The 26334-nt window shown below is 39.4% G+C and carries 26 protein-coding genes and 2 tRNA genes; 20 read left to right on the forward strand and 8 right to left on the reverse strand.

Features of this window, described 5'->3' with window-relative positions; translation table 11 throughout:
* Positions 1 to 46 precede the first annotated feature (46 nt).
* The 9 genes from J0X13_RS00050 (at position 47) to J0X13_RS00090 (ending at position 7194) form a co-directional block, all read left to right on the forward strand.
* Positions 47 to 121, forward strand: a tRNA-Val gene (locus J0X13_RS00050).
* 406 nt (positions 122 to 527) lie between these two features.
* Positions 528 to 1202, forward strand: coding sequence for a recombinase family protein (locus J0X13_RS00055; protein WP_207069479.1), 675 nt, complete (start codon positions 528 to 530; stop codon positions 1200 to 1202).
* An 82-nt stretch (positions 1203 to 1284) separates the two neighbouring features.
* Positions 1285 to 1827: a hypothetical protein gene (locus tag J0X13_RS00060; RefSeq protein WP_108423981.1), complete on the forward strand. Its 543-nt coding sequence runs from the start codon at positions 1285 to 1287 to the stop codon at positions 1825 to 1827.
* 19 nt (positions 1828 to 1846) lie between these two features.
* Positions 1847 to 2584, forward strand: coding sequence for a tetratricopeptide repeat protein (locus tag J0X13_RS00065; protein ID WP_207069480.1), 738 nt, complete (start codon positions 1847 to 1849; stop codon positions 2582 to 2584).
* 34 nt (positions 2585 to 2618) lie between these two features.
* Positions 2619 to 3140, forward strand: coding sequence for a hypothetical protein (locus tag J0X13_RS00070; protein WP_207069481.1), 522 nt, complete (start codon positions 2619 to 2621; stop codon positions 3138 to 3140).
* Between the two features lie 32 nt (positions 3141 to 3172).
* Positions 3173 to 3685, forward strand: a complete 513-nt coding sequence (locus tag J0X13_RS00075) for a hypothetical protein (protein ID WP_207069482.1) — start codon at positions 3173 to 3175, stop codon at positions 3683 to 3685.
* A gap of 663 nt (positions 3686 to 4348) precedes the next feature.
* Complete coding sequence (locus J0X13_RS00080) at positions 4349 to 4849, forward strand: hypothetical protein (protein WP_207069483.1); 501 nt, start codon at positions 4349 to 4351, stop codon at positions 4847 to 4849.
* A 27-nt stretch (positions 4850 to 4876) separates the two neighbouring features.
* On the forward strand, positions 4877 to 5158 hold the full coding sequence (locus J0X13_RS00085) for a hypothetical protein (RefSeq protein WP_207069484.1): 282 nt from the start codon (positions 4877 to 4879) through the stop codon (positions 5156 to 5158).
* Positions 5159 to 5301: 143 nt separating this feature from the next.
* Complete coding sequence (locus tag J0X13_RS00090) at positions 5302 to 7194, forward strand: S41 family peptidase (RefSeq protein ID WP_207069485.1); 1893 nt, start codon at positions 5302 to 5304, stop codon at positions 7192 to 7194.
* Between the two features lie 256 nt (positions 7195 to 7450).
* Here the strand turns inward: J0X13_RS00090 and J0X13_RS00095 are convergent, their stop codons facing one another.
* From J0X13_RS00095 to J0X13_RS00105, 3 genes are read right to left on the reverse strand one after another with little or no spacing between them, the layout of a single operon-like run.
* Positions 7451 to 9895 (reverse strand): ferredoxin, encoded by a 2445-nt coding sequence (locus J0X13_RS00095; RefSeq protein ID WP_207069486.1) that lies wholly within the window; start codon positions 9893 to 9895, stop codon positions 7451 to 7453.
* The gene (locus J0X13_RS00100; protein WP_207069487.1) at positions 9895 to 10863 is read right to left on the reverse strand and encodes a thiamine pyrophosphate-dependent enzyme; all 969 of its coding nucleotides are present in this window, start codon (positions 10861 to 10863) and stop codon (positions 9895 to 9897) included. The genes J0X13_RS00095 and J0X13_RS00100 overlap by 1 nt, the downstream gene beginning before the upstream one ends.
* A gap of 13 nt (positions 10864 to 10876) precedes the next feature.
* On the reverse strand, positions 10877 to 12784 hold the full coding sequence (locus J0X13_RS00105) for a 2-oxoacid:acceptor oxidoreductase subunit alpha (RefSeq protein WP_207069488.1): 1908 nt from the start codon (positions 12782 to 12784) through the stop codon (positions 10877 to 10879).
* A 381-nt stretch (positions 12785 to 13165) separates the two neighbouring features.
* Between J0X13_RS00105 and J0X13_RS00110 the strand changes: the two genes are divergently transcribed.
* Positions 13166 to 13582 carry a response regulator gene (locus J0X13_RS00110; protein WP_207069489.1) on the forward strand — a complete coding sequence of 139 codons (417 nt, stop codon included), beginning with the start codon at positions 13166 to 13168 and terminating at the stop codon, positions 13580 to 13582.
* 51 nt (positions 13583 to 13633) lie between these two features.
* On the opposite strand, the gene J0X13_RS00115 is transcribed toward J0X13_RS00110, so the two are convergent.
* Both J0X13_RS00115 and J0X13_RS00120 read right to left on the reverse strand, forming a co-directional pair.
* Positions 13634 to 15139: a sensor histidine kinase gene (locus J0X13_RS00115; protein WP_207069490.1), complete on the reverse strand. Its 1506-nt coding sequence runs from the start codon at positions 15137 to 15139 to the stop codon at positions 13634 to 13636.
* A 170-nt stretch (positions 15140 to 15309) separates the two neighbouring features.
* Positions 15310 to 15993 carry a metal-dependent hydrolase gene (locus tag J0X13_RS00120; RefSeq protein ID WP_207030398.1) on the reverse strand — a complete coding sequence of 228 codons (684 nt, stop codon included), beginning with the start codon at positions 15991 to 15993 and terminating at the stop codon, positions 15310 to 15312.
* A 183-nt stretch (positions 15994 to 16176) separates the two neighbouring features.
* Between J0X13_RS00120 and J0X13_RS00125 the strand changes: the two genes are divergently transcribed.
* Positions 16177 to 16590, forward strand: coding sequence for a 6-carboxytetrahydropterin synthase (locus tag J0X13_RS00125; RefSeq protein ID WP_207030397.1), 414 nt, complete (start codon positions 16177 to 16179; stop codon positions 16588 to 16590).
* 27 nt (positions 16591 to 16617) lie between these two features.
* Positions 16618 to 16692, forward strand: a tRNA-Val gene (locus tag J0X13_RS00130).
* A gap of 6 nt (positions 16693 to 16698) precedes the next feature.
* Here J0X13_RS00130 and J0X13_RS00135 read toward each other — a convergent pair.
* Positions 16699 to 16860 carry a hypothetical protein gene (locus J0X13_RS00135; RefSeq protein ID WP_207069491.1) on the reverse strand — a complete coding sequence of 54 codons (162 nt, stop codon included), beginning with the start codon at positions 16858 to 16860 and terminating at the stop codon, positions 16699 to 16701.
* Between the two features lie 165 nt (positions 16861 to 17025).
* Here J0X13_RS00135 and J0X13_RS00140 point away from each other — a divergent pair, with 165 nt between their 5' ends.
* The 5 genes from J0X13_RS00140 (at position 17026) to J0X13_RS00160 (ending at position 20143) form a co-directional block, all read left to right on the forward strand.
* Complete coding sequence (locus J0X13_RS00140) at positions 17026 to 17232, forward strand: helix-turn-helix transcriptional regulator (protein ID WP_207069492.1); 207 nt, start codon at positions 17026 to 17028, stop codon at positions 17230 to 17232.
* Between the two features lie 1067 nt (positions 17233 to 18299).
* The gene (locus J0X13_RS00145) at positions 18300 to 18740 is read left to right on the forward strand and encodes a hypothetical protein (RefSeq protein WP_207069493.1); all 441 of its coding nucleotides are present in this window, start codon (positions 18300 to 18302) and stop codon (positions 18738 to 18740) included.
* Positions 18741 to 18781: 41 nt separating this feature from the next.
* Positions 18782 to 19153, forward strand: coding sequence for a hypothetical protein (locus J0X13_RS00150; protein ID WP_207069494.1), 372 nt, complete (start codon positions 18782 to 18784; stop codon positions 19151 to 19153).
* A 449-nt stretch (positions 19154 to 19602) separates the two neighbouring features.
* On the forward strand, positions 19603 to 19854 hold the full coding sequence (locus tag J0X13_RS00155) for a type II toxin-antitoxin system ParD family antitoxin (protein ID WP_207069495.1): 252 nt from the start codon (positions 19603 to 19605) through the stop codon (positions 19852 to 19854).
* Positions 19841 to 20143 carry a type II toxin-antitoxin system RelE/ParE family toxin gene (locus J0X13_RS00160; RefSeq protein WP_207069496.1) on the forward strand — a complete coding sequence of 101 codons (303 nt, stop codon included), beginning with the start codon at positions 19841 to 19843 and terminating at the stop codon, positions 20141 to 20143. Before J0X13_RS00155 ends, J0X13_RS00160 begins: the two co-directional genes overlap by 14 nt.
* Positions 20144 to 20163: 20 nt before the next feature.
* Here J0X13_RS00160 and J0X13_RS00165 read toward each other — a convergent pair whose 3' ends face one another.
* A complete protein-coding gene (locus tag J0X13_RS00165) occupies positions 20164 to 21438 on the reverse strand; it encodes a UDP-N-acetylmuramoyl-tripeptide--D-alanyl-D-alanine ligase (protein ID WP_207069497.1) in 1275 nt (424 codons plus the stop codon).
* Positions 21439 to 21504: 66 nt separating this feature from the next.
* Positions 21505 to 23154 carry a gliding motility lipoprotein GldJ gene (gldJ, locus tag J0X13_RS00170; protein WP_207069498.1) on the reverse strand — a complete coding sequence of 550 codons (1650 nt, stop codon included), beginning with the start codon at positions 23152 to 23154 and terminating at the stop codon, positions 21505 to 21507.
* Between the two features lie 386 nt (positions 23155 to 23540).
* Between gldJ and porV the strand changes: the two genes are divergently transcribed.
* The 3 genes from porV to pdhA all read left to right on the forward strand — a co-directional run bounded on the left by porV (position 23541) and on the right by pdhA (position 26334).
* Positions 23541 to 24686 (forward strand): type IX secretion system outer membrane channel protein PorV, encoded by a 1146-nt coding sequence (gene porV / locus J0X13_RS00175; RefSeq protein ID WP_207069499.1) that lies wholly within the window; start codon positions 23541 to 23543, stop codon positions 24684 to 24686.
* A 76-nt stretch (positions 24687 to 24762) separates the two neighbouring features.
* A complete protein-coding gene (gene cdd / locus J0X13_RS00180) occupies positions 24763 to 25254 on the forward strand; it encodes a cytidine deaminase (protein ID WP_207069500.1) in 492 nt (163 codons plus the stop codon).
* 81 nt (positions 25255 to 25335) lie between these two features.
* On the forward strand, positions 25336 to 26334 hold the full coding sequence (gene pdhA, locus J0X13_RS00185; RefSeq protein WP_207030387.1) for a pyruvate dehydrogenase (acetyl-transferring) E1 component subunit alpha: 999 nt from the start codon (positions 25336 to 25338) through the stop codon (positions 26332 to 26334).

Raw genomic sequence — 26334 nt, forward strand, 5'->3', positions numbered from 1 at the left:
AATCAAAAACAGTCTTATATTTGCACTCCCATTTAGGAAATTGAATGGGCGCTTAGCTCAGTTGGTTCAGAGCACCTCGTTTACACCGAGGGGGTCGGGGGTTCGAATCCCTCAGCGCCCACAACAAAAAAAGCCTCCGAGAAATCGGAGGCTTTTTGTTTTTAAACAGTAATGGACTCTCCAATATCGGGCAATCCATTACCGTGTTGCATTGAATAAAGTCACTTGCAATGATAGCGTTTTCATAGCCCATGGTGTTATTCCGAATAGGTGGCGCCGTAATATCCAATTTCGGACAGGGTTTGATTAAATTCTGCCTCGCTCAGCAGTATTAGTTTAGGGCAGTGGGGCTTGCAGCACTCCACTTCGTTGCGTTCGCCTTTGTGTGGAATATCATTTTGAACCAGGGGATTTTAAGGCACCGTTTAATTGAACTTTCATTGTAAAACGAGTTCACTGATTCTAAAGAGTTTACTTTTTCGGTACACTTAAATAGTTTACCTTATATACCCTTTTTTACCCCTAAGATGAAGTTCGGTTATGCAAGAGTGAGCACAAAATCACAGAAACACGATTTGCAGGTTGATGCCTTTTTGAAAGAAGGAATTAAACCCAAGAACATCTATGCCGATATTTCATCTGGAGCAAAAGCGGAAAGAAAAGGTCTTGATGAACTTTTATCCATTTTGCGTGAAGGTGACACCCTTGTGGTTTGGAAATTGGACCGAATTGCCAGAAGCCTTTCGCACCTTACAAAGCTGATTGAGGATTTTGAGCGCAAAGGAATCCACTTCAAAAGCATTCAGGAAAGTTTCATTGATACCACTTCCCCACACGGCAGGTTTATCTTCAACTTATTTGCATCGGTTGCCCAATTGGAAAGAGATATAATTATTGAACGTACACAGGCAGGAATGGAAAGCTCAAGAAGACGTGGATTGAAAATTGGTCGGAAACCTGGTCTTAGTAAACAAGCATTGAACAAGGCTATGTTGGCGGAAAGATACTATAGGGACAACAAACTGAGCATTGAGGAGATCATGAAACTCATTGATGTTGGTTCTAAAAAGACCCTCTATAAATATTTGGCGTACCAAGGCAGAAGAAAGTGTATTGAATGTGGAAATCTGTTTTGGGACAAGAAGCAAGCCTTGGTTAAAGCTTATTGCAAAAAGCACAAGAAGAAAATCAAACCCGATTGACTGTTTTACTCCCCTTTCACCGAAAACCCAATTTTTGATTAATGGAAATTTCCTGCATTTAAACAAATCATACAACTAACCTATGACCAAAACCGACCTATTCAGAGCCATCATTAAAACATTTGGGATTTATTGTTTTATTGAAGCTCTCTTTCGTTTGATTCCAAATATTTCATTTTCAGGTGGTTTTTATTCCTTCAGTTTGATGGTAAGTTTGGTTTACTTGTTAATTACTGGAGTTATTGCTTTCCTCTTATTGTTTGGAACGGACAGGATCATAAAATTGTTTCGCCTTGATAAAGGTTTTGATACCAACAATATTGATTCCTCCAATTTAAACGAAGAGGGACTTTTAAAACTTGGGTTGATATTAATTGGACTGTTAATGATTGCTGATAACATTGCCCAATTTTTAAACAACTGTTATTTGCTATTCAAAAAGCAGATTTCGGCAAACGGACTTGATGAAATTGATGGTCTGATGCTCGACCAACAATTGGATTATAATTGGTGGGTGATTTCTGGTTTAAACGTTTTAATAGGGTTTATAATATTAACCAACTATAAAAGGATTTCGAGCTTGTTTGTCACTAAAGAAAATAAGTTCGAGGATTCTCAGAATTAAATAAAGGTTCAAAAAAACGATGAAACTTAAAAAAGGGTTTTTAATAGTTGTAGTCTCAATAATAGCAATGGGCTATGTCTATTTGAGTTATTATTCCACACCTCAATTGAGTATGCAAAGTTTCATAGAGAACACAAGAGATGAGTTTGGTAAAATGGCGGAAGACTTCAATCAAAAGGCCCTACTAGAACAAAATCGTATAGAAGGGTTTTATGATCGAGTTGAAGTAAGAATTGATTGGGGAATGGAATATATTGACTCATTAATGATAAATGATAAATCTCTAACAGGTAGAGAAAAGTCACATCTAAATTTAATTGCTGGAGAGGCTTTGTATGACAGTGGACTTATAAATGAAGCATTAAAACGATTTGAAAATTCAGAATTCACTAATGTTTCACCTAGATTGTATGCCGATAAAGCTGGCTGCTATGCAGAACTTGGAAATTTCAAAAAAGCGGAAGAGTTACTTGATAAGGCATCAAACTTTAATTACGATTTTAAATGGCATAAGGGCAATGTCTTTGAAATGTCAAATGAATTAGAAAAGGCAAAGAGAGAATATTTAGGCTTATATCAAAGGGATACTGTAGTTTATAGATTTTGCAAAGAAAGAATAGACGAACTTGAAAGTGCAAATCCAAAATTATTGGAAAGCATTGATTTTAGAAATAGGGACAACAGAATTTACATTTATTTGGAGACAGCTAAAGAAAATGAATCTCCAACTTCAATTGGAAAAATAAAGTTCAAATAAACGATGAGCTGCTAATTAAAATGTAGCTTTTAAAATGAAAAGAATAATATTCTTTACCGTAATCCTAATAATGGGAGCGTGCAAAAAAAATACCCCAAAAGGTGTTGACAGAAAGGATGGAACTATTGATAAAGGGAATTTTGATCAATGGCTATCTAAATACAATCTTAACACTAGTAAATTTACAGATACTGTGGTAAATAGGTATTTCGAACTTTGGGCATACGGAGATCCAATCAAAAAATCAGATTCCCTACTATTTTGGTATCCATCTAAAGACAGTACATATTATTTAATAAGCAATTATAATTTTGATGATCAGACAAGGGTTGATGATGATTGGACAGATATAAGATTAAGATTCAAAGCAAGAGGTTCCGATGAAATCAAAATTGGAATGCTCATGTTAGATAGTTTGTCAGAAAGAAAACTTGATATTCATTGGCGTGATCAATCTTCAATTTATATTTTGGAAGAATTAGACAATGGTAAAAACTTTGAAATGATGTTGTTAAGCATGAAAAGCGATAGTATCTGGCAATATAAAGTGAATTGATAATAATATATAAGTTCAAATAAACGATTGGAATGCACAAAGCCAATTTCATCATACTATCAATATTATTGATTACTGTTTCTTGTAAACGTGAACAGATTGAGCCTTTTGAGTTATCTGTGGCAGATTACAATTACTCACTTGCTTATTCAGTTCTTTATAAATTGACAAATGAAAAAATGACAATTACTTTTAGGGGTGAATTGGAAAATGAAAAAGACAGTGTTCTTTATGAAACATCTGATTTGCCTTATAAGGAATTGATGAAATTGTCTCAGGTAAATCTTGATAGTTTAGGTGTTTATTATTCAAATCCATGTATCTCTGATGGTGATATAAAAGTCTATAAATTCAAAAAAAATGGAATCGCCAAACAAATACAAATGGAAAATTATTATCACAAGGATATAAGTCCAGTAATTGAGATGATAAATAAAATCGTTCCAGAAAAGTTTGAAATGTACCATGACAAAAAGGATTTGATTGAATCACTTGAACAATGTGGGGAGAGTTATATAAAAATGTCATGGGATGAAAATCAATAAAGTTCAAATAAACGATGGTTGATTTTGGAATATTCAAGTTTTTTGGAGGAATTGCTTATTGGATTTGGAACGGGTTCAAAGGCAAGTTTTCTGATATGATAGATAAACAGTATTCTGCAATTGTAGGCATTGTGTTTGTAACTGTACTTGTGCTGATTTTAGTTCAATTTTCCTAGCCATAGGTTCAAACAAAAGTATTCAAATTATTGGTGAAATACATTGCTCAAATATGGATTCTAACAATTATAACCTCTCCACTGGTGTTGGCACTTGTTTTGGGAATTATAATTAATAATTCGAGCCTTTCCGAGATATTTGAGTCTTATGAGATTATTATTTTAATGTTCTTGGTTGGTTCCTTGTTTTCAATTCCTGCAATGGTTGTTTTTGGATTAATACAGAGAAGTTTAAAATCCTCTATTCCAATTTGGAGAAGGAAAATGATACTTTCAATTTATTCCTTTTTATCCGTTTGGATTACTTTCTATATAGTTGATGAAGGATTTATAACAAGATGGACAGATCAAACGGTTTGGCCATTAATTTATTCGCTAATCATAGTAATTGGGGTTTGGATTTTTAGACTTCCAAACACGAATAGTCTGGTTTAATGAAAACAAAGTTCAAATAAACGATTTAATCAAGCTGTGATTAATTTTAAAAATGATTAAAAGATCAATTCTAACCATATTAATTTTTCTTTTTACAATTAATGTATTTGGACAATCTGATGAAGTTCAAAAACTTTTCGAACCCACTGAAACGGATTCTTTATACATACTGGCCATCAAAAACTTCACAAAGCAAATTGACAACTTAAGAAATAATAGGAACTCAACGGACACAAACCCCAAAGTAATTTATATTCAATACGAGAATTACCTGAAAAGAGTTCCAAATAAAATAAATGGATATCAAATATTAAAGTTAGGACTTGGTAACCGAAAAGAATATTTTAGGAAAAATAAAAACAGACTAACCCTAGTTGAAATATCCCCATTAACTTTAAAGGATGGACTCTTCAGTATCACACTAATTCCTTATGGAGCGAAACTTAAAGGAAAATTTAAAATGAACTTGACATATAGCAGCTGGAATACAACCTATTTTAAATATATTAATGGGAAGCTCGTGATGGACAAATATGAAAGTGGAGGAATTTAAAACCAAAAGAATAAGTTCAATAAAACGATGAGCGATAAGAGAATAGATAAGATTAGAAAGGATTTTGATCGATTAACTACAAGCCTTGCAGTTATAGCTATCTTTTTTCTGACTTATGGACTTTATCATTATTTGATTTTGGGCACTACTGCTGTAACCCATGCCAAAGCACCAATGCCCAGCTTGTCAAATGGTTCAACCACTATATTTTTTGGAACCATCTTTTTCGGTTTGGCCTTATATCGAATAATTAGAAGAAAACAATTAATAGAGCAGATTGAGCAATTAAAAAAGTCTGATAGAAAATAAAGTTCAAATAAACGATTGATAAATCATTGTGAACGAAAATTCTTATATTAGAACATCCCCCAAATGTTCAACCTTAAACCTAATCTGTCATCCCTAAAATGAAAGGTAAAAACCTCCTTGATTTTTTTTTAGTTACAATAATTATGTCCTTTTTAACCTCTTGTTCCCAAAAGGGAACGATTGATCATCCAAAGGACATTTTTGAAGAAATGAGTCCCGGTAACGATTTGATGTCTTTTTTGGTGGAAATGGATGAAAAGGATATAGCAAACGTTATTGACAGTCTTGAAATCAAACTTAAAAGCATTGGATTCCAACACAATGAAAATTATCCTTTTGTCATAGGCAATGATACTCTGGTTAGACCTGAAGGAGCATTTATGTGGGTCAATTCCAGAAATGGAGTCTCTCTTTTCTTGTATGAACCCAAGAGCAAGGACGAAGCAAATTCCCAATGGCCAGAATTCAGTCATCACATTGACCGATACACTGGAATGAATCATGGAAAATTGGGTACCTTCTATTTGAAATTGGAACCTGAACATCCCACTAGTTTAAATGCCACCTTTCTCTCCAATAAAAAAATAGTTCAGCTTCGAAAGCCCTTGACATTTGTCTCATCAGGCACTTTTGAATTTAGTGAAGAACAACTAAAGGAAGTCAACTCCGCTGATAACGATATGGTCAAAGTATTGGACGGCTTGGTAGATGTTTTTGTTTCTGAAAAGAACCAGATTTACAGACCATTGAATGGTAAGTCCTTGACCGAAGATGAACGATTGTTCGGTTTCATCAATTTTTGGACAGAGGTAAAATACAATTTCGCTTTTTTTGACCAAGTGCCCAATCTAGACTGGCAACAAGTATTGTTGGACTACCTTCCCAAGGTAAGGAATGCCAATTCGAATCTGGAATATTATAGGGTACTGCAAGAAGTATGTGCCCTACTAAACGATGGACATACCAACATATATCTCCCAAGTTCACTACAAAGGGAATTTGGATCGCCTGCTGTAAAGTTCACCTCCATTGACGGCACCCTATTTGTCACCAACAGTGATAAGCAACTGGAAAACATGGCTCCATTGGGGTCACAACTTATTAAAGTGAATGGACACCTTGTTGAGGAATATATCGAAAAACAGATAAGTCGCTATATAAGTTCCTCCACCGAACACATCAGACGTAACATGGAAGCCCATGAAGTTCTGCAAGGCATACGAACAGATTCCGTTCGGATAGAAATACGGACTCCAGCAAATCAAATGAAGCAACTTTCTTTAAGTCGAAATCCTTCCAATATCGAATGGATTATTCCTAATGAGCCTTGGGAGCTTTCAACATTCAGGAAAATAGGAGACATCTCCTATGTGTCACTCAATTCCTTTAACAACAGCCAAATTGTTGAAGAATTCGAAGGTTACTTGGGCAGTATTGTATCCTCAAAGGCATTGATTATCGACCTTCGAAAAAATGGAGGTGGCAATTCATGGAACGGTTACAACATTTTGAAACATCTTACAGATCAACCAATCATAACTTCCAAATGGAAAACAAGGGAACACAAACCCGCCTACAAGGCTTGGGGTTCTTTTGTTGATGAGGATTCGGATAATTTGGGTTCTTGGGATCGTGAAGCATTGGCCTCTTTCAATGATGATTATTGGTTTGAAAGTGGGCCCGATACCATTGTACCCAGTAATGACCGTGTGGTCGAATTGCCAACAGTAGTACTTATCGGAAACAACACTGCATCGGCAGCGGAGGACTTTTTAGTTGCTGCCGATCCAATTGAACATTTTACCACCATGGGGGATAATACATATGGAAGTACTGGACAGCCAATGTTCATAAGATTGCCAGGTGGAGGAAAGGCCCGCATCTGTACCAAAAGGGACACTTATCCTGATGGACGGGAATTTGTGGGTTACGGAATTCAACCAGACATCTTAGTTCAAAAAACAATTGAGGATATTTTGACTGGGGAAGATTCAGTGTTGAATATGGCAATTAAAAAGATTACAGAAAGTAATTGAATATCAATTCAAAGTTCAAATAAACGATGCCCCAAATATCCTAATTTTCCAACATTTCATAATTATCACAAATATCCTTTTTAAACAAACTCCTTAGGCCTTCTTCTTTTCCCTTTTATAAAAAACGGGGGAATGAAAAATATGCTTAGTTTTTGAAGTTTGATGGTGGTCTATTTGCCAAACGATGGGAATCGTGCGGCAACAGGGATGTTTGCCACTGCCCATATCATTTACCGTTTTTAACAGGCCCACTGGGTCATTGGTATTTCTCTGCTCTTTTCAACAATTTCTCCAGCCCGGGTTCATTCGGGTCGTGGGGCAAACCCGGATGGATGCACATGGCCGGGCATTTCTCTGCTGCAGCAACGATCTTTGCGTATGTGTCGCCTTTGGGATTGTGCACGTGGGCTTGTTTGTTACTATTGTATTTAAAAACATTGGGTACCGCATTGATACAATCGTTGCAAGAAGTACATTCATCGCTTTCCACCCAGGCAACTTCGCTCACCGATACTTCTTCTTTATGTGTTTCCTCCAGAGCTGGGACTGTTTCAACGGATTCCTCATCCGCTTCCAATGTTACGCTAACGGGCGCCGGAGCGATTGAATTGACCGCAAGGCTAGCCAAGTCGGTTTTTCCCTCCATGAGTGCAAAGAGTATATTGTAGATGGATTTTTCAATGTCAGCGGATCTTTTGGTTTCATACTCCTCGGACAACCGCGCTTCCAGTTCTTTTAGTTCTACTTCTTTGGCCTGTGTCCACTCAGCTTTGGACCTCGACAACTTGTTTTCAAAATGCTGGCTCTTGATACCCCCGAGTTCCTGTAAAAAACGCCAATAGTCCAGCCTATTTCTTATCCGTTGAAGCCAGGATGCAGGAATGGCTGCCCTATGCAGTTTGTAGTCTTCATCCACTACCTGAATGATGGGTATCTTTCCTATCTGGGACTCTGGATCGGCTGAAAGATAGTCTACTACAGATACCAGATTTTCCTTTTGATACCAGTCGGGAATAATCTCAAGGGTTTGCAGATTGCGGGTTTCCATAGCAAGATAATCCGCTGAGCTCAGACTAATCTGTTCCGTATGCTTACCACCGGGAATCTTGATTTCCAGAACTTGATTTGGATATAAGAGCTCGCATTGCGGATTGTTCTCCAAATTGAAATGGCTTCCAAAATCCATCCCGGCCTCGATATCGTATGTCAGGCGTGGAAATTGCCGGCTTTCGATCGCCCTATGGATCCGGATGGGACAACCGGGGCCATCTTCCGACCTGGCATCCGGCAGCAATACGTTCCAGAGTACCGGTGCGGTGGCGTTCAGACCATGACGTAAGGCATTTTCAAAAGCGTAGGGGTCTTCAATACTTCCCTGGTACACATAGGCATTTCTGCGAAAGATGGCCAGTGATGCAATCTCCAGTGAGCTTTCTTCCAACTCAGAAGCTGCGACAGGCAAATTGATGTCGTTCAATGTGTTGATGGCGAAAACCTTAACAAAGGCCCCGTCTGACAAAAGGGAAAGAAAATCCTTTGGCTGATCGGCAATATTGCGGCTCTCGTCAATAACAATGATAGGGGGGAAATATTTGATATCCCCGTAATTCAGATAGGACGCGGCGAATCCTGCAAAATAGGCATCGTGCAAAGATTCATCGTAGGTCTGTCCTATCTCAAGCTCCGCCAAACGCATCGCTCGGATCAGTGCTACAAAGTTCGACAATTCCTTTTCCAAATAGACTTTGGCATGCGATATGGCGTCAGATTCCACAACTTCAATAGTTGCCTGTCCAAACACCTCTTTAAGACCGTAGCTTTCCAGTAGTTTTTTTGTGATAAAGATCTTATTGGGATGCTCTGTGTAAGATTTCACAGCGTTGGAAAGTACTTTTATGCTATCCCGAATTTGCTTGAGTCTCGTCTTTGGCAGATCTGAACTAACCCTCCGAGGTGCGACATCCTGTACTTCGTCTAAAGACAAAAGGTCCCTGGCAAACTCAAAATGCGTACTGTCCTTTTCTTGGCCCTTATCCTGAAGGTCGACAATTTCACTCAATCCGGATAGTTTCCGTTGCATAAGGGCAATGAACTCTGAAAAGGTGGCAATTCGCGCTTTCAAATGAATATTGAGCAGTTGAAAAGGAGTCCGTGCACCAAAACCCATGATGGGCCCTTTGTAGGATAGGAGTTTTTGTTTTATTGGATCTAAATGTTCTTGCAAATCCTTGGGCGTATCGTCGCCCAAAGCATTGCCCATTAGTTCCATCAATTCATGTACCTGGGAGCCATAATTAAGATCCGGTTCAGCCACTTGCAGTTTCCCTTGAAGTGACAAGAGGATGGAAGGGAGTTTCTCGATCAAGGCTCTACCGATGTCCGAAGCACAATGATTTGAGATCAACACTTCGAGTCGCTCATGAAGGCTGCAGATATTGCTTTTTTCTGGCTCGAAAAGTACCGGATAGTGCATGGCAGGTAACATGTCCCGCAAGCACGGGGCGGACAAAATCGGTGCCACGTTAATATTTTGGCAAAAGTCCGTTTTTACACCCTGTACAAAGTATTTGTGCAATTGATCGCGATACCTTTTCAATTCCTCATGCTGAGGTGCGGGTTCTTGCTCTCTAGTAACCACGACGTTCCTATTGGTATAACAGTCGAGGATCTGATCCGTATTTGAATTATTTATTTCGTTCATTACACTGAATTACTAGTACTATATTGATCCAATAAGGATTCCAGATTCTGCTTTTTTTCCTCAACGCCCATTCCGAGATTGTGAGCTCCATATTCATCATAGCGGGCGTTGTCGGTATTTTGATATAGCAAACCGATCGGAATGCCATTATTGATCTCTGCGTGTTCCCTGGCCTTGTGGATATTGGAAGGATCGTGCTCGATCACTCGACCAAAGGCTTTCCGGGCCTTTGGTTTCAGATTGATCCCATTTTCGTGTGAGAGCAGGATAAGGTTTTTCGGGTTGACAGCAATATCACCATAGAGATCGCGCATAAACGCAGGACACCGTTGAACGATACGCACAAAGGCGAGGCCGGGATGTTCTGCCGCTTTTCGTACGGTCGCATAGAGATGAGCGGAATTCCAATCCACGGTCTGAGCCACGAAGGAAACATTGGCCAATCCCAAGGTAGTTTGTATCGGGTTGATCGGAGGAAGTACGGAACCCCTAGGGTGTGTATTGGAATGGGTGCCCAACGGGCTGGTGGGTGAAGTTTGTTTTTTGGTCAAACCATAAATGCCATTATCAAAGAGCAATGCCACCATTTTCATATTGTACCGAATGGCATGTACCCAGTGCGCTGCACCAATTGAGCAACAATCCCCATCTCCGGTTACAACAAAAACGTTGAGGTCCGGTCGTCTGAACTTCACGCCACTGGCTACCGGGAATGCTCTTCCATGAAGGCCGTGAAACCCATAGGTTCCCATATAATGTGGAAATCGACCACTGCATCCGATACCGGAGACCACCACCGTTTTTTCAGGTTCATATTGCATGTCCTTGCAGACGCGCTGTACCGTAGTGAGTATGGAGTGGCCCCCACAACCCGGACACCAGCGGGCTACGCCTTTACCATAATCCTCCATACCATAATCATGGTCTTGGGAGGGGACAGAACAATATTCATGAGTTTGTACAAGCATACTATTACAGTTTTTATCCTTTGACTTCGGAGTTTTCAATTATCAATTCGCGCTTGATCATTTTCAATACCTTTTCGGGGTTCAGGGGTTGCCCGTAGACATTGCTGAAACAATCTATATCCATGTGTGTTTTTGCCCTAAGGAGCCACGCCAACTGGGCATAGCGGCGATTCTCCTGAGTGATCATCGGGTGGCCCAGCGTATCACTGTAATTGATCTCAACGGTGATGACTTTTTTGAATCTATTGAAGATGTCAACCAGCCCCGGAACGATGGGAAAGAGAAATCGCAAGTGCAGGCTACTTACCTTTAGTCCTTCGGCACGGGCATCGGCTACGGCTTCCTCTATGGCACCAAGTGTAGATCCCCAACCAACCAGCAGGATATCACCTTCCGGGTCACCGTTGATCTTTGGTGGTTTAAGGCTTTTCTGGAAAGACGCGATCTTTCGGCTTCGGCTTTCGACGCTGGCCTGATTGATCTCCGGGTCGTATGCCACCTTTCCCGTCTGTCCATGGGCCAGTCCCGTTACGGTATACATACCGCCTTTCTGCCCCGGAATCGGCCTTTTGCTGGTTCCTGTATTTTCATCCCATTCAAATGGCAAGGCCCCATCCTTCCATGGGCTCTGATCGATGGGATTGGTCAGCCACAAGGGGTCGATTTTTGGACGCGGGAAGGGTTGTACCCCTGTTGCCAGGTTTGCATCACTCAATAATATGACCGGCGTGCGGAATGATTCGGCAAGCTTGCGTGCCAAAACAACAAAGTGAAAGCACTCTTCGATGGTAGCGGCTGCAAGCACGATTTTTGGGGCATCCCCTGCCTCCCCGTAGATCGCTGCCAACAAGTCGCTCTGTTCAACCTTCGTCGGCAATCCGGTAGAGGGGCCTCCTCGCTGAACATCGATGATCACCAGTGGGATTTCAGCCATGACGGCCAAGCCGATAAACTCGGTCTTGAGTGCCAATCCCGGTCCCGAGGTAACCGTTACTGCCGGTTTCCCTGCGAAAGAAGCACCGATCGCAAATCCGATCGCAGAAATCTCATCTTCTGCCTGATGCACGATACCCCCGACCCTTTCAAAATTTTCGGCCAGGTGATGGGATACGGATGTCGCAGGCGTTATCGGATACATCGAACACAGTTCAATACCCGATGCCATGATGCCCATACTGAGGGCTTCATTTCCGTTCATGACCACCATATCATTATCCACATCCATCGGCGTCACCTCATAACGAAAGGGAAGATTTTCTCTGGCCCAATCATATCCTGCGTGCAACAACTTGATATTCAAATCTATTACCGCATCGGTTTTCTTTTTAAAAATCCTTCGAATCTGATCTTCGGCCTTGGGGATATCACGATCGTACATATAGGAGAGCAGGCCCAGGATCCACATGTTTTTACCTTTGCGGGGATCGGGCATTAGTTTCAGACATTCCTCTTCCATGGGGATCTCCACCACCTTAATGCCCAATTCCTTAAATTTCAGTAGCGCTTCCGAGTACTGCTGTCTAATGGTTTCCTGTTCGCTTTTGGCCCATTTATTCTCGATGAACATCAGGGTATTATCATTATAGGCATCTTGGCGGATTCGACCATACACAACCTGTTCATTGAGGGCGATTACCAGATCAGCGTGATTTCCCATATTACTCACTTTATCGGAACCGATACGCACCCGGATTCCGGAGGCGCCTTCTCGGGAGCGTGCGGGTGGTTGTATTTCTGCCGGAATGATTTCAACGGTCCAAACGCCATTTCCCATTTTTGCGGAAATTGCTCCGAAGCTTTGTCCACATTTTTGGGCCCCTTCGCCTGAATCGCTTACGATTTCAACAATCGCTTGTTTGATTTTCCTGGGTTTAATCCGGTCGCCCTCTTTCAAGGTATCACCACCTACAAAGTAATCCATATGCTCTGGCCTTTTGATTAAAAACAGCTTTAAAGTAGCAAAAGCCTGATTTACAGTAAATGATAAATATCAACTTTTGAATTTATGGATCCCAAGAACTCTTCGACGCTCGGGGTAGGAGTAGTTCATTAGCTTAAGGAATGACCCTTAGTACGGCCATCCCTGCAAAATGAGGTAACATGCTTTCCTTTTTTTTTAATATGCTTGTGCTACCTGGACTTACTACATTTGACCGGACATTCAAAAAAACCTTGTTCATCTTTCAAGCATTCCATATGCAATCAAATAAATTGGTTTGCATACAATTTTTCTGTTTTCACAACAAAATTTCCAAATACATATGCAAAGCTGCTAATTTCAATGAACATTAAACTTTAAGATATGTACAAGGAAATTTACTTGGTTGATGATGAGGAGCTCATCAATACCTTAAATGCATTGCAATTCAGAAAATTGGGGCTTGAAGACAAAGTCAAAAGCTTTACAAATCCGGAATGGGCCTTGGATAATCTTCGATTTCGAGAAGATTCTTCCGAAAGGATCATCGTTTTTTTGGATATCAATATGCCTGAGATGAGCGGATTTGAATTCTTGGAGTTCATGTATCTTGAAAAGTTTCCACAAATTATAGATGTGGTGATAGTTACTTCATCTATTATGGAGGATGATTTAAAAATGTCCAAGAATTTTAAAAAATATGTGCGCGGCTTTGTCAACAAGCCATTGAATATGGAAGATATTCAAAAGTATCTTAAGATTGATGCTCCCCTTCCAGAAACGCCCGTTACAGATTTTTAGGAAACAACAATTTTTGGTGATCCAATATCAATCGGGATTCAAACATCTGTTTTAAGCCTTTGAATCAAGAGTACGTTCCTCAAGTTCAGGTTTAAAGCGTAAAATAAAGTTTGTGCCCTCATTTATTTGGCTTTCACAGATTATTTCACCTCCTAACATTTCCACAAAATCTTTGGTGATCAACAAACCAAAACCTGTGCCTTTTTCACCAAATGTACCTCTTGTTGATTGTGGCTTGTCGCCTTGTACTATCTGATTGAACCAGGATGAATCCATGCCTGTTCCAAAGTCTTTCACCCCAATTTCAATATGTCCGGAACTTTGTTTTGACCACAACTCTATTTTTTGACCCTTGTGGCTGAACTTGATGGCATTGGAAATCAAATTCCGTAAAATGACTGTTAAAATGTTTTCATCCGTAACGATTTCAGCATGTGACACCTCCAGCTTTATGGTAATATCCTTGTCCTCTGCAATTCTTTCAAATTCATTTTTAACGGTTGTAAACACCTCCTGTAGATCACATCTTTTCTTATTGAGTTTTATCCCTTCGAGTTGACTGTAGGACCATTGAAGCAGTCCGTTCACCATATCGATTTTATCGGAAATTTCACCTTTGAGTTTTTCAAAGATTTGCTTCATTTCATCATCCTGTATCTGTTCTTCTATCATTGCGATGATTACACTGATATTGTTAAGTGGGGCCCTTACATCATGGGTAATTAGAGAGAATAGTTTGTTCTTGAGCTTATTGGTCCTTTCCAGCTCATCATTTTGTATTTCAAGAGAGTTGTTCGCGATTTGTAGGTTTTTGGTCTGCCGGTCTACCTCGGATATAAGATTTTGGTTCGCCTCCAGTTGAATTTTCATGGTCTCGTCTTCAATCGATTTAAATTTAAAACCAAGTAAAAGCGAGAAAAGAATAAGTTGCAGGGTAACCAAAATTGAAGAGGTCAGGAGGATTGGATTTGCATTGAAACTGAATTGTCTTTTCAAAAACCATCCGCTTATATACAATAGGGCTGCCAATAATATTGGAGCGTAGGAATATAGGTAGTACTTATTGAATTTTTGAGCGTTGAAAAGCCAAAATCCGGCAAAAATGTTCAGAAATATGGAAGCCATTGAGGTAATTGCCGCAAGTATCACAATTGCATCATTGAACCAGACTATTCCTGTAAAAAGGGTATTGGCCAGGTGCAATACCGGAAGACTTACCACGATGAATATGAAAGACCTGTAGATTTTAGATAATTTGGGATATGGCTTCCTTGTGATGTTCAGATAGTTCTTTGTGAACATCAACAGCCCAAAAGTAGTGAGCATCGCAGTGGTCAAGGAGGCTTTGTCCGCAAACTTTGCAATGGTGTCGTCAAACGAATTATTGATGAAAAAAGAAAGGGCCCAATGCAAGGTAAGTCCTAAAATCAGGATAAAATAAAAAAGTAAAATTTTATGTCTCAATATTAGGTAAGACAGCAGGTGGTAAACTGCAAAAACCCCAAAAATAGCTGCAAATACAACTGTTGTAAAAAGTCTGAAATCCAGATGATCCATAATTTATTGCAGAAAAAACAATGCGTGAATATAATCTTATATAAATTATTTTGACACCTATTTTTATGCCCAAATCAAAATTTTGTAAAAATGTTGAATTGTATTGACCTTAAAATCTATATAAAACCAGAAACAAAAAAAGCCTCCGATTTTTCGAAGGCTTTTTGTTTTTAAACGGTAATGGACTCCCCAATATCGGGCAATAGTAATTTTTTGCCCTTCTTTTCGAAATACTCGACTGCTTTGGGTTTATCTATTTTAATCGGAGGAAAAGTGTCGTAATGGCAACCGATCACGGTGTTGCATTGAATAAAGTCACTTGCTATGGTGGCGTCTTCGTAGCCCATGGTAAAATTATCCCCGATGGGTAGCACCGCAATATCCAATTTCGGACAGGTTTTGGGAATAAGTTCCATATCCTTGGTCAGTGCGGTGTCCCCGGCAATGTAAATGCATTTGGAGTCATCGTAGAGCACAAAGCCACCGGGATTGCCCCCGTTGCTGCCATCGGGCAACATACTCGAGTGGATGGCATTCACATATTTGGCCGTTCCGAAATCAAAGGTGTATTTTCCGCCATGGTTCATCCCGTGACCCTCAACACCTTTGTTGCCGAACCAGGTCGCTACCTCAAAGTTGGAGACCAAAAGTGCCTCCGGGTTGTTCTTTGCAATGGCTTCTACATCGAGTACATGGTCCTGGTGGCCGTGGGTCACAAAAATGTAATCGACTTTAAGATCGTCGATGTTGATATCCGAAGCCATTTCGTTTCCTGTAATAAAAGGATCGAAAAGTATTTTTTTTCCATTCATCTCCACTAGTAATGTGGCATGACCTAAATAGGTGATTTTCATAGTATGTGTTTTTTATTTGATTTTTATAAATAATTGTACTTCTGACGGCATTGCTGCCTTTTGCATAAAGTTAGTAAGAACGCATGTGAATTTCAATGCCAAACGGAAACGAAAGCTGGCAAATGCACCTAATTTTTTGAATCCTGAAATATGGATTGCATAAAAAGGGTTTACCTTTGCAATATGATTGCTACAATTTGCAGAAAAGCCCATTTTAATGCCGCACACAGGCTCCATAATCCTAATTGGAGCAAGGAGAAGAACATTGAGGTGTTCGGTAAATGCAACAGTCCAAGTTTTCACGGTCATAATTTTGACCTAGAGGTGAGGATAAAGGGCGAGGTTGACCCCGATACTGGTTTTGTGATGGACCTTGCCGATTTGGGTGCTTTGATAAGGGATGAGGTCGAGGAACGTTTTGATCACAAAAATTTGAACGAGGATTGCCCGGAGTTCAAGGACTTGCTACCGACCACGGAATATTTTGTAAAAGTGATTTACGATATCCTGAAACCCAAGCTAAAAAAGGGTCATTTACTGCATATTACTTTGCACGAAACATCAAAGAACTCTGCAGAGTATGGAGATTGGGATTAATTTCCGATATTGCAGCCCGTTTACCATGGGATATTAGCTCAGTTGGTTTAGAGCGCTGTCTTGACAGGGCAGAGGTCACTGGTTCGAATCCAGTATATCCCACTTTTTCTACTCGTATTCAGCTATCCTTTTTCTTAGTTTTTGGTTACTGCGCTCCAAACGTTCATTCTGGTGCCGCAAATTGCCCAATGCCTTTTGTAGGGCCTGTAAGCTCTCCTGTTGTAGGGAGATAATTTGCTCCATGTCGGATTTGGTGAATTTTTTGCTCATTATTATGCTTTTATTCTCTAATAAAAACTTTAAAAGTTTATTTATCTCCCTTTAAAGCATTTCAAAATTATATAAAGATTTTTAAATCTCCTAATAAGGCATATTTTAATACGAATAACAATTATTTTTCTTAATTATTTTTATAGCTGAATCATAGCATTTACTATGGATAAACCAGTCTATAATAGAGTTAAGGCAGTTTTAGCTGAAAAGGGGAAAACCAATAATTGGTTGGCAGGCGAATTGGGTATGAATACAAATACTGTTTCAAAATGGTGTAGGAATGATATGCAGCCCAGGGTTGAAACTCTGTTTCAGATTGCTAAAGTTTTGGATGTAGACGTAAGAGAACTCCTTGTCTCGACGAAATAAGGTTTAGATAAACGATTCAAAACTATTGGACCACTTCTTTTTTCTTTTTCATCGAAAATCCAAATCTTGTTTATTGGAATTTTCCTACATTTAGAAAAGTTCAAATAAACGATTGGGAAAGCTTTTGAAATTATAAACACAATTAGCACTATGTTTTTATTTCCATTTTTGGGACATTGGATTAGGTTCGTTTTTAAATATAGATGTAGCTGGAAAAAAACAGGATGAATCACTTAGGAAAAACAAAGACCTGGAGACAAGCCTAAATATGAAATATGGTGCAGTTGGGTTTGTTATTATAGTAATAATTTTTTTTTAGTTTATACTGGCTGAAGTAAGTAAAAGAATAATCTATCTGATTTCGTTTTGGAGACATAAAAGTTATTTACATCTCTAAACCAGTAGCCAAAGTTCAAATAAACGATTCCTAAATTAAGTTTTAAGTGGATTACAAATTATTGATTCTTGGCATACTAAGTTTGATTGTAGCTATTTGGATTTTTCCTCTAGCACGAAAAAGAATAAATGAAGGAGAATTGAACCACAATACAATAAAGGGCATAATCCTGCCTATAATTTTATTTATTACGGGATTGTATTTTATTGGAATAGAGGTGGCTAAAATTTTATAAATAAAGAAAAGTTCAAATAAACGATTGCAAGATTAATGGATTTGCTATTGGAAAACCTCAATGTATCTGAAGGTTCATTTTATGAAAAACTACATCAAGAAGGTTATTTTGACAATTCCTTGTTTGCAGAATTGATAATCTACATTGATGGATTAAATTCTAGACAATTATCCGAGATCCAGCGATTACGGTATTGTTCTCAAATTTGGGAATTAGCATACCGTATTCAATCGAGTATTGGGTATAATCATAATCAAAATGACCTATTTCAAATTTCGAATATAGAAGATGAAAAGTTGATTGAAATCGGACAAGTTCTAGAGTATATAAGCAAATCATTCACCGAAAATAGAAAGTTGGATATGGATTTCATTAATGAAATGACCTAACTTAAAATCCATAATCCATTTAAAGTTCAATAAAACGATTTGGTAGTTGAATAGAAAACATTTGTGGATAATATCATTGGTTCTCTTCTGCCTTTCTTGTGATAATCGGACAGCAGCAGAGATGTATAATGAAGAATTCATTATGCCTGGGGCTAAAGGTGAAGTAGTAAGAACAGAGTTGTGGAAAGGTGGCTTGTTAGTTATTCATATTATAGATTCTGATGGGTCAGATTCTATATTGCAGGTTTTTAATCGGGATGAAATTTTGGATGATATTAAGCCAGAAGATAAGATTGAAAAACTACCTCAAAGCAATAAATGCATTTTAACAAGGAAAGACAGCATCAAACTCATTGATTGTATAGATTTAACAGGACTTCGTCAAGATACGCGTGAAGCCCTTGAATCTATATCACAATGGAATAGAAAGAATATCAATAGGTGGATTTATAAAAATGAGTTTAATAGGATTAAAGGAATCAATTGAATTCAGAAACAAAGTTCAAATAAACGATTCGGTATTTGTAAATGAATGACCAAGAATTCAAAAAAGTTAGAAAAGTTATCTTAGGAATTTTCATTCCAATATTTGGAGTGATTATATGGTTTTTAAATACTGACTACTATATTAAAAAAGAATACTTTGAATTTAAAGGCCTTGGATTCAAAGCAACTGTCTCGGCAAAGTTTGATGAAAACCCAGTCCGTAAAAATTTGATTTATCTAAAAAAAGGACCACAATTAAAAGTATATCGAGAACTATTTGATCAACTTCAAATTGGTGACTCGGTTGTTAAGAAAATTAAATCAGATTCAGTGTTTTTTTACACTTCAAATGGATTGGTCATTGATGATTACAACCAATTTTTAAGAAAGAAATATTTAAAATCACTTGAATAATAAAGTTCAAATAAACGATTGTCATCAAGGAATCAATAGAAAACGAAATTTTAAGAGTTGAGAAAAAGGGATTTCCTGTAATTAAAATTCTTAATGATGAATTCCAAGTAAAGGCATTGGATTATTGGCACTTCAGGACATTTAAATTTTCTGATGTTAAAAGAGTTTCACACTACAACCCAAGTGACAATTGGTTTGTGAGGTTTTATATTACGTCTTCAATAGCTGGACGAATTTTTGCTAAAAAAGACCCTTGGATTTTAAAGATTGTATTGAAAAATGGAGGTGACTGGACTTATCAAACTTCACCGACTCACAATATGGAATTTAAAAAGGCATTAAAGCTGATTGAAGATAAAATATCTTGACAAAAAAGTTCAACTAACCGATTGTTGCCTACACCAAATTATTTGCTTAAATTGAATCATTATTAATAATATTGGTTCAATATGGGGGTAATAAGAAAATCTATCACTTTTACGGAACAACAGGATGCCTTTGTCAAAAGTTTGATCGAGCAGGGTTTTTACACTAACGACAGTGAATATATCAGGGATATAATTCGAAAGGATCAAGAGCGTAGAAAACGTATCGTTGATTTGAACGAAGCATTGATCGAAGGAATTGAAAGCGGTCCGACGGATGCTACTATAGATAGTATTTGGGAAGAAGCAATAAACGAGCACAATGCCGAAAAATAAGTTTGTCATTAGTGCAAAGGCAAAGGCAGATTTGAAGGCCATTGCCAAATACACCATAAAAAAGTTCGGTGAGGAGCAATCTTTTAAATATGCCCAGGGACTCAAAACTATGTTGGCTGATTTGGGCGATAACCCTGAACTCGGAAAGAGATATGTGGCAGTAAAGGACAAAATGTTGCTACGCTATAGGTACAAGGCACATGTCATATTCTATTTTGTGGAAAATGAGAAAATATTCATTGTAAGAGTTTTGGGCGGTCGGATGGATTTTCCAAAACACCTTAAGTGAAGTTCAAATAAGCGGTGGGGTTACAACAAATCCAATACCCGTTCCAACGCCATTCCTCGCGAGCCTTTGATCAGCAATGCCCCTTTTTCCAAAGGGTTTTTGGAGAGATACGCCTTAAGATCATCAAAAGATTTGAACTTTTTTAGCTTGGTATGGGTGCCATGGAAATTTTCCCCGACCAAATAGGCATCATCAAAGCCCAATTCGTTTGCAACATCTGCAATGGCCTGATGTTCTTCGGCAGCCGTGCTCCCAAGTTCGAACATATCGCCTAGGATCACGATTTTTCTTTGGGCGTTCATCAAACTAAAGTTTTCCAGAGCAGCTTTCATGCTGGTAGGGTTGGCGTTATAGGCATCCAGCACAATATCAAACCCATTTTTGGACAGTAACTGGGACCTATTGTTCTGTGGCTGATAGGCTTCAATGGCCGATTTGATATCGTCCATGGGTACGTTGAAATATTTTCCCATTAAAATGGCCGCACAACAATTGGGAAAGTTGTATTTGCCCACCAGTTGCGTCTGTATTTGCGTGCCCTCTGCCTCTAAGGAAACAAAAGGGTCCACCCCAAGGAATTTGATGTTGTAATAGTTGGGGTTTTTTGTGCTAAAACCCATCTTTTTGGTGTAGTTCGTCAATTTTTCCTTTTGAATGTCATCATCGGCATTAAAGAAAACGTAGTTGTCGTTGGCCATTAAATGATCATACATTTCACTTTTACCTTTGATAACGCCTTCCACGCCTCCAAACCCCTCCAAGTGGGCTTTTCCAAAATTAGTGATGTAACCAAAATCGGGTTGGGCAATGCTGCACAGAAACTCGATTTCCTTTTGATGGTTGGCACCCATTTCCACAATGGCGATTTCGGTGTCCTCCTTTATGGAAAGCAAGGTCAGGGGAACACCAATATGATTGTTGAGGTTGCCTTGGGTGGCAATGGTTTTGTATTTTTTGGTGATGACCGCATTGATGAGCTCTTTGGTCGTTGTTTTTCCGTTACTGCCCGTTAACGACACTATTTTGGCCTTTGAATAATTCCTGTGGTAGGTCGCTAATTTTTGCAAAGTGCCCAAAACATCTTCGCAAACAACAAATCTGTCGGACGTTTTGAATTCTTTTTCATCTATTATGGCGTAAGCAGCACCTTTGTCCAAGGCTTCCTGGGCAAATGCATTGCCATTAAAATTGGGGCCCTTTAAGGCAAAGAACATACAGTTTTCGGTGATTTTCCGAGTGTCCGTACATATTTTTGGGTGCTCCAGAAATAGAGCGTGCAACTCTTTCATTGTCATAAATCGAAGATAAAAAAAAGCCCCGACCTTTTGGCCGGGGCTTTTTAAAATACTCAAGAAGTTATTTTATCTCGCTTTTTTGTGTCGTACCGTTTTCTTGGTCCTGGATTTAGATCCAACTCTGGACATGGCACATCTAAAGCCGATATCATCTGTTGCCATATATTGTGGCAAGTATCTACGTTGTGCGGGATCCAACCAGTAGGCGCGATCTCTCCAAGATCCTCCTTTGTAAACTCGAACTTCGTTGTTGATCAAAGAGGTTCTGTAGTTGGATTCATCATACTGACGAACCAATTCGCCTTCGTCGTTACGTTCTACCTTGTGTTTTGGAGAATCGTACATTCTTTGATTGTCTTCTTCATCGCTAAAACGACTGAAGAATCTTGAAGAACCTGGGTCACCATCTCGGAAACCTCTGTTGTCACTCTTGTCAAAGTTGGTCCTCAAGTAGGTTTCTTCCTCTGTAACAGGAACTTCTTTTATTTCCCCGGGAAGATTGACGGCCACAATTTTACCGTTCGGTAAGGTGTCATAAACAATATTATCTTCCAAAATTTCAACTTTTCCGTCTTCTCCAATGGCTTTTTTCATGAAAACGTTTCCACGGTAGTAGTTGAAGTCACTTATTTCGTCATCAACAATTGGACGGTATACATCTGCCACCCATTCATTCACGTTACCGGCCATGTCGTACAGTCCAAAATCGTTGGGCTTGTATGATTTGACCTCTCCGGTAATATCGGCACCATCATCGGACCATCCGGCAATACCGCCGTAATCACCTTTACCCTGCTTAAAGTTGGCCAATTGGTCTCCACGTCCCACACGTTGTCCATTTCGAGTGTAATCACCCTCCCATGGATATTTTTTTCTACCTCTATAATTGTTGTACTCTCTGGTTCCAACAAGGGCCTGTGCTGCATATTCCCACTCAGTTTCGGTAGGTAGTCTGTAGGCGGGCATTATTATACCGCTACTTCTTTTGGCAAAGGCGTTGATAGAGTCTTGTTTTTGTTTTCCTTGTAGCGAGTCAATTTCGCCTCCATAAACAGATTCTGGATTGTTCAAATAAGCTTCTGTGCTAAAAGTACCATCCAACTCTCCGTTCAATACTTTGTATTTAGTGTCTTCTGCAAGGTAGCCCTCTCTTTCCAGCATAACTTCATTTACCCTGTCCGTTCTCCATTCGGCATATTGAGTGGCTTGTACCCAGTTAACACCAACAACGGGATACTCTGCATAAGCTGGGTGCCTTAAATAATTGTTGGTCATGGTTTCGTTAAAGCCCAATCTGTTTCTCCAAACCAAGGTATCGGGTAATGCACCTTTATAAATATTGGCATAATTGGGGTTGTCGGGAGGGTATACTTCCTTCAGATAGTCCAAGTATTCCAAGTACATTACATTGGTCACCTCGGTTTCATCCATGTAGAAAGACTGAACATGCTGCTGGGTCGGAGTGTTGTTCCAATCATGCATGATATCGTCTTGGACCTTACCTTTGGTAAATGTTCCACCTTCTACAAATACAGTCCCTGGAGGAGTTTCTTGCTCTTTAAAGTCCGAATTATATTGGAATCCTCCTTCTTTGGCATTAATTTTCCAACCAGTGGCTCTGGAGACATTCTTTGACGAGGAAGAGTTTTTACAACTTGAAAAACCTCCCATTACTACGGCGCAAGAAAGTACAACTTTGATTAAGTGTTTTTTCATAATTTGGGCTTGAGTACTTTAAAACTCAGGGCTTTATACCCTCAGTAACTTCGATTTGTTTTGATTTTTAAAATCCTTCAATGGCATTAAAACGGTGTTTTTACCATTATATTTTGTGCTCATCAAATATTTCTGGTGGCGCTGCAATTGGCTAACGCTACACTTCAGTAACGGAGAAGGTGCCAAATTAGTATGGCAACCTTTGCTTTTAACGATTAAATTACTTCCAATGAAAATTTTCAGGTAAGTTTTTGGGAAAAGCCCTACCTGGTAATTTTAAAAAACATACCTATAATACAAGAATTTCTGGAAATCAACGTTTACTCATAATATATCCATTGGGTATATCTTGGATCTTGAACTTTACTAAACGCTAAATACTTATAATGAGAAAGTTACTTTTATGTGTAGTGCTGCTTGCCATTGCCCCTTGGATGAGCGCACAGCAAGAAAGAGCGATTACGACAGCGGTTCCTTTTTTGACCATTGCTGCAGATGCACGGGCTTCCGGTATGGGGGATATGGGTGTGGCAACTTCTTTTGACGCCTATTCCCAACAGTGGAATCCCGCTAAATATGCCTTTGCTACCCAAAAATCTGGAGTTGGAATCAGTTATACCCCGTATCTGGAAACCATTGTCAACGATGTTTCCCTTTTAAATGCCAATTATTATAACAAATTAAATGATCGGAGTGCCTTTGCTTTTGGACTTCGTTATTTTGGATTGGGGGAAATTGAACTAAGGCAGACTTTTGATCAACAACCCACGCTGGTCAAGCCCAATGAATTTGCTTTGGACGGTTCTTACTCTTTAAAACTGAGTCCGAGTTTTTCCATGGCAATCGGAGGTCGATTCATAAGTTCTAATCTTCGTTTTCAGGATAGTTCCCAAGATTCACAGGCGGCCAATGCTTTTGCTGTGGATATAGCAGGTTTCTATCGGTCCCGAGAAATTGCTTACAGTAATTATGATGGTCGATGGAGAGCGGGCTTCAATATTTCCAACTTAGGCGGTTCTTTACAATATGATGCTGGGGGGCAAGAGAACTTTTTGCCTACAAACCTTAAATTCGGTGGAGGTTTCGATTTTATTTTTGATCAAGACAATGTCTTGGCCATAAGTACCGAATTTAATAAGCTATTGGTTCCAACGCCCAGGGATTTTAATGGTGACGGGCAAATTACGGCAGAAGATAATGATGAATACCAAAACATCAGTTTTTTCAATGGAATATTCGAATCCTTTGGCGATGCGCCCGATGGGTTCGGTGAAGAGCTCAAGGAAGTAACATGGGCATTGGGTGCCGAGTATAGGTTTAGAGAGGCATTTATGTTGCGAAGTGGTTACTTTAACGAAAGTGAAGAAAAAGGATCTAGAAAATTCTTTACGCTCGGGGCCGGTTTCAAGTTTAAATCAGCACAAATAGACCTTTCCTATCTGTTCTCTACCTCACAAGTAAGAAATCCTTTGGAAAACACATTGCGATTTTCCCTTACCTTTAATTTCGGTGAAGAATTCTACAACGATTAAAAAGGATATAAAATATATGAATGAAAACCTGTCCCTTGGGCAGGTTTTTCTATTTTTGGAATACACTCGGGTTTAGATGAAAAAAAAGAAAATCGGTTTTGAACTGCTCATTTTTGATGATGCATCAGAGTTGTCACAAAACGAGCAAAAATTGTTACGGCATGCAGCGGCAGCAAGACAGGATGCCTATGCGCCATATTCCAAATTTAAGGTTGGTGCCGCCGTTCTTTTGGAGAATGGCGAAGTGGTCATCGGGAACAATCAGGAGAACGCTTCCTATCCTTCAGGCTTATGTGCCGAGCGTGTGGCCATTTTTCATGCCGGGGCAAAATACCCCGGGATGCCCGTAAAGGCTATTGCCATCAGTGCTTCTTCATCCAAGGAAGCGGATGGTGAACCTGCTGCTCCTTGTGGCAATTGTAGGCAGTCCATTATAGAGTATGAACAAAAGCAGAAAAGCCCGATTTCGTTGTTGTTAAGTTCAGAAACTGGCCCTATATACAAGTGCAATTCCACCGCGGATATTTTGCCATTGGCATTCAATAGCTCATTTTTGGGCGATTCTTAATTCAATTCTTTTTCCAAAACAGATATATATGTATTTTTGCTTTCCCTACCACAGGGCGAAATTCATTTAATACAACTGTAGATGAAAAAAATCACCAAAGAAGTTTACCTTAAATGGTACGAGGACATGTTTTTCTGGAGAAAGTTCGAGGATAAACTTGCCGCCGTATATATTCAGCAAAAAGTTAGAGGTTTTCTGCACCTTTACAATGGTCAGGAAGCGGTTCTGGCAGGAGCATTGCATGCAATGGACCTGGAAAAGGACCGTATGATCACTGCTTATCGAAACCACGTTCAACCTATTGGTATGGGAGTGGATCCTCGAAAAGTGATGGCAGAACTATATGGAAAAGTAACAGGTACCTCCAAAGGTAATGGTGGTTCCATGCACATCTTCTCCAAAGAACACCGCTTTTATGGTGGACATGGAATTGTAGGTGGGCAGATTCCCTTGGGAGCTGGATTGGCATTTGGCGACAAGTATTTTAAAAGGGATTCCGTAACACTTTGCTACATGGGCGACGGTGCTGTTAGGCAAGGTTCGCTGCACGAGGCCTTTAACTTGGCCATGTTATGGCAATTGCCAGTGGTGTTCATTTGTGAAAACAACGGCTACGCCATGGGAACTTCCGTGGCCCGTACATCACACTCTACCGACATCTGGAAGTTGGGTCTTGGTTACGAAATGCCATGTGGTCCGGTAGACGGAATGGATCCGGCCATTGTTGCCAAGGAAATGGACAAGGCCATAGAGCGTGCAAGAACAGGAGGAGGACCGACTTTCTTAGAGATGAAGACGTACAGATATCGCGGTCACTCCATGTCCGATGCCCAGCACTACAGAACAAAAGAAGAAGTAGAAGAGTATAAAAAGATAGATCCGATTACTCAGGTTAAAGATGTGATTCTTGAGAAGGGATACGCATCGGAAGACGACCTTAAGAAAATCGATAAAAAGGTGAAGGACTTAGTGAAAGAGTGCGAGAAATTTGCTGAAGAGTCAGATTTCCCACCAAAAGAACAGTTGTACGACACCGTTTACGAGCAAGAAGACTATCCATTTTTACAACATAAATTATAA

Origin of the sequence: [Muricauda] lutisoli (nom. illeg.) (assembly GCF_017313105.1) — a bacterium.
GTDB classification, from domain to species: domain Bacteria; phylum Bacteroidota; class Bacteroidia; order Flavobacteriales; family Flavobacteriaceae; genus Flagellimonas; species Flagellimonas lutisoli.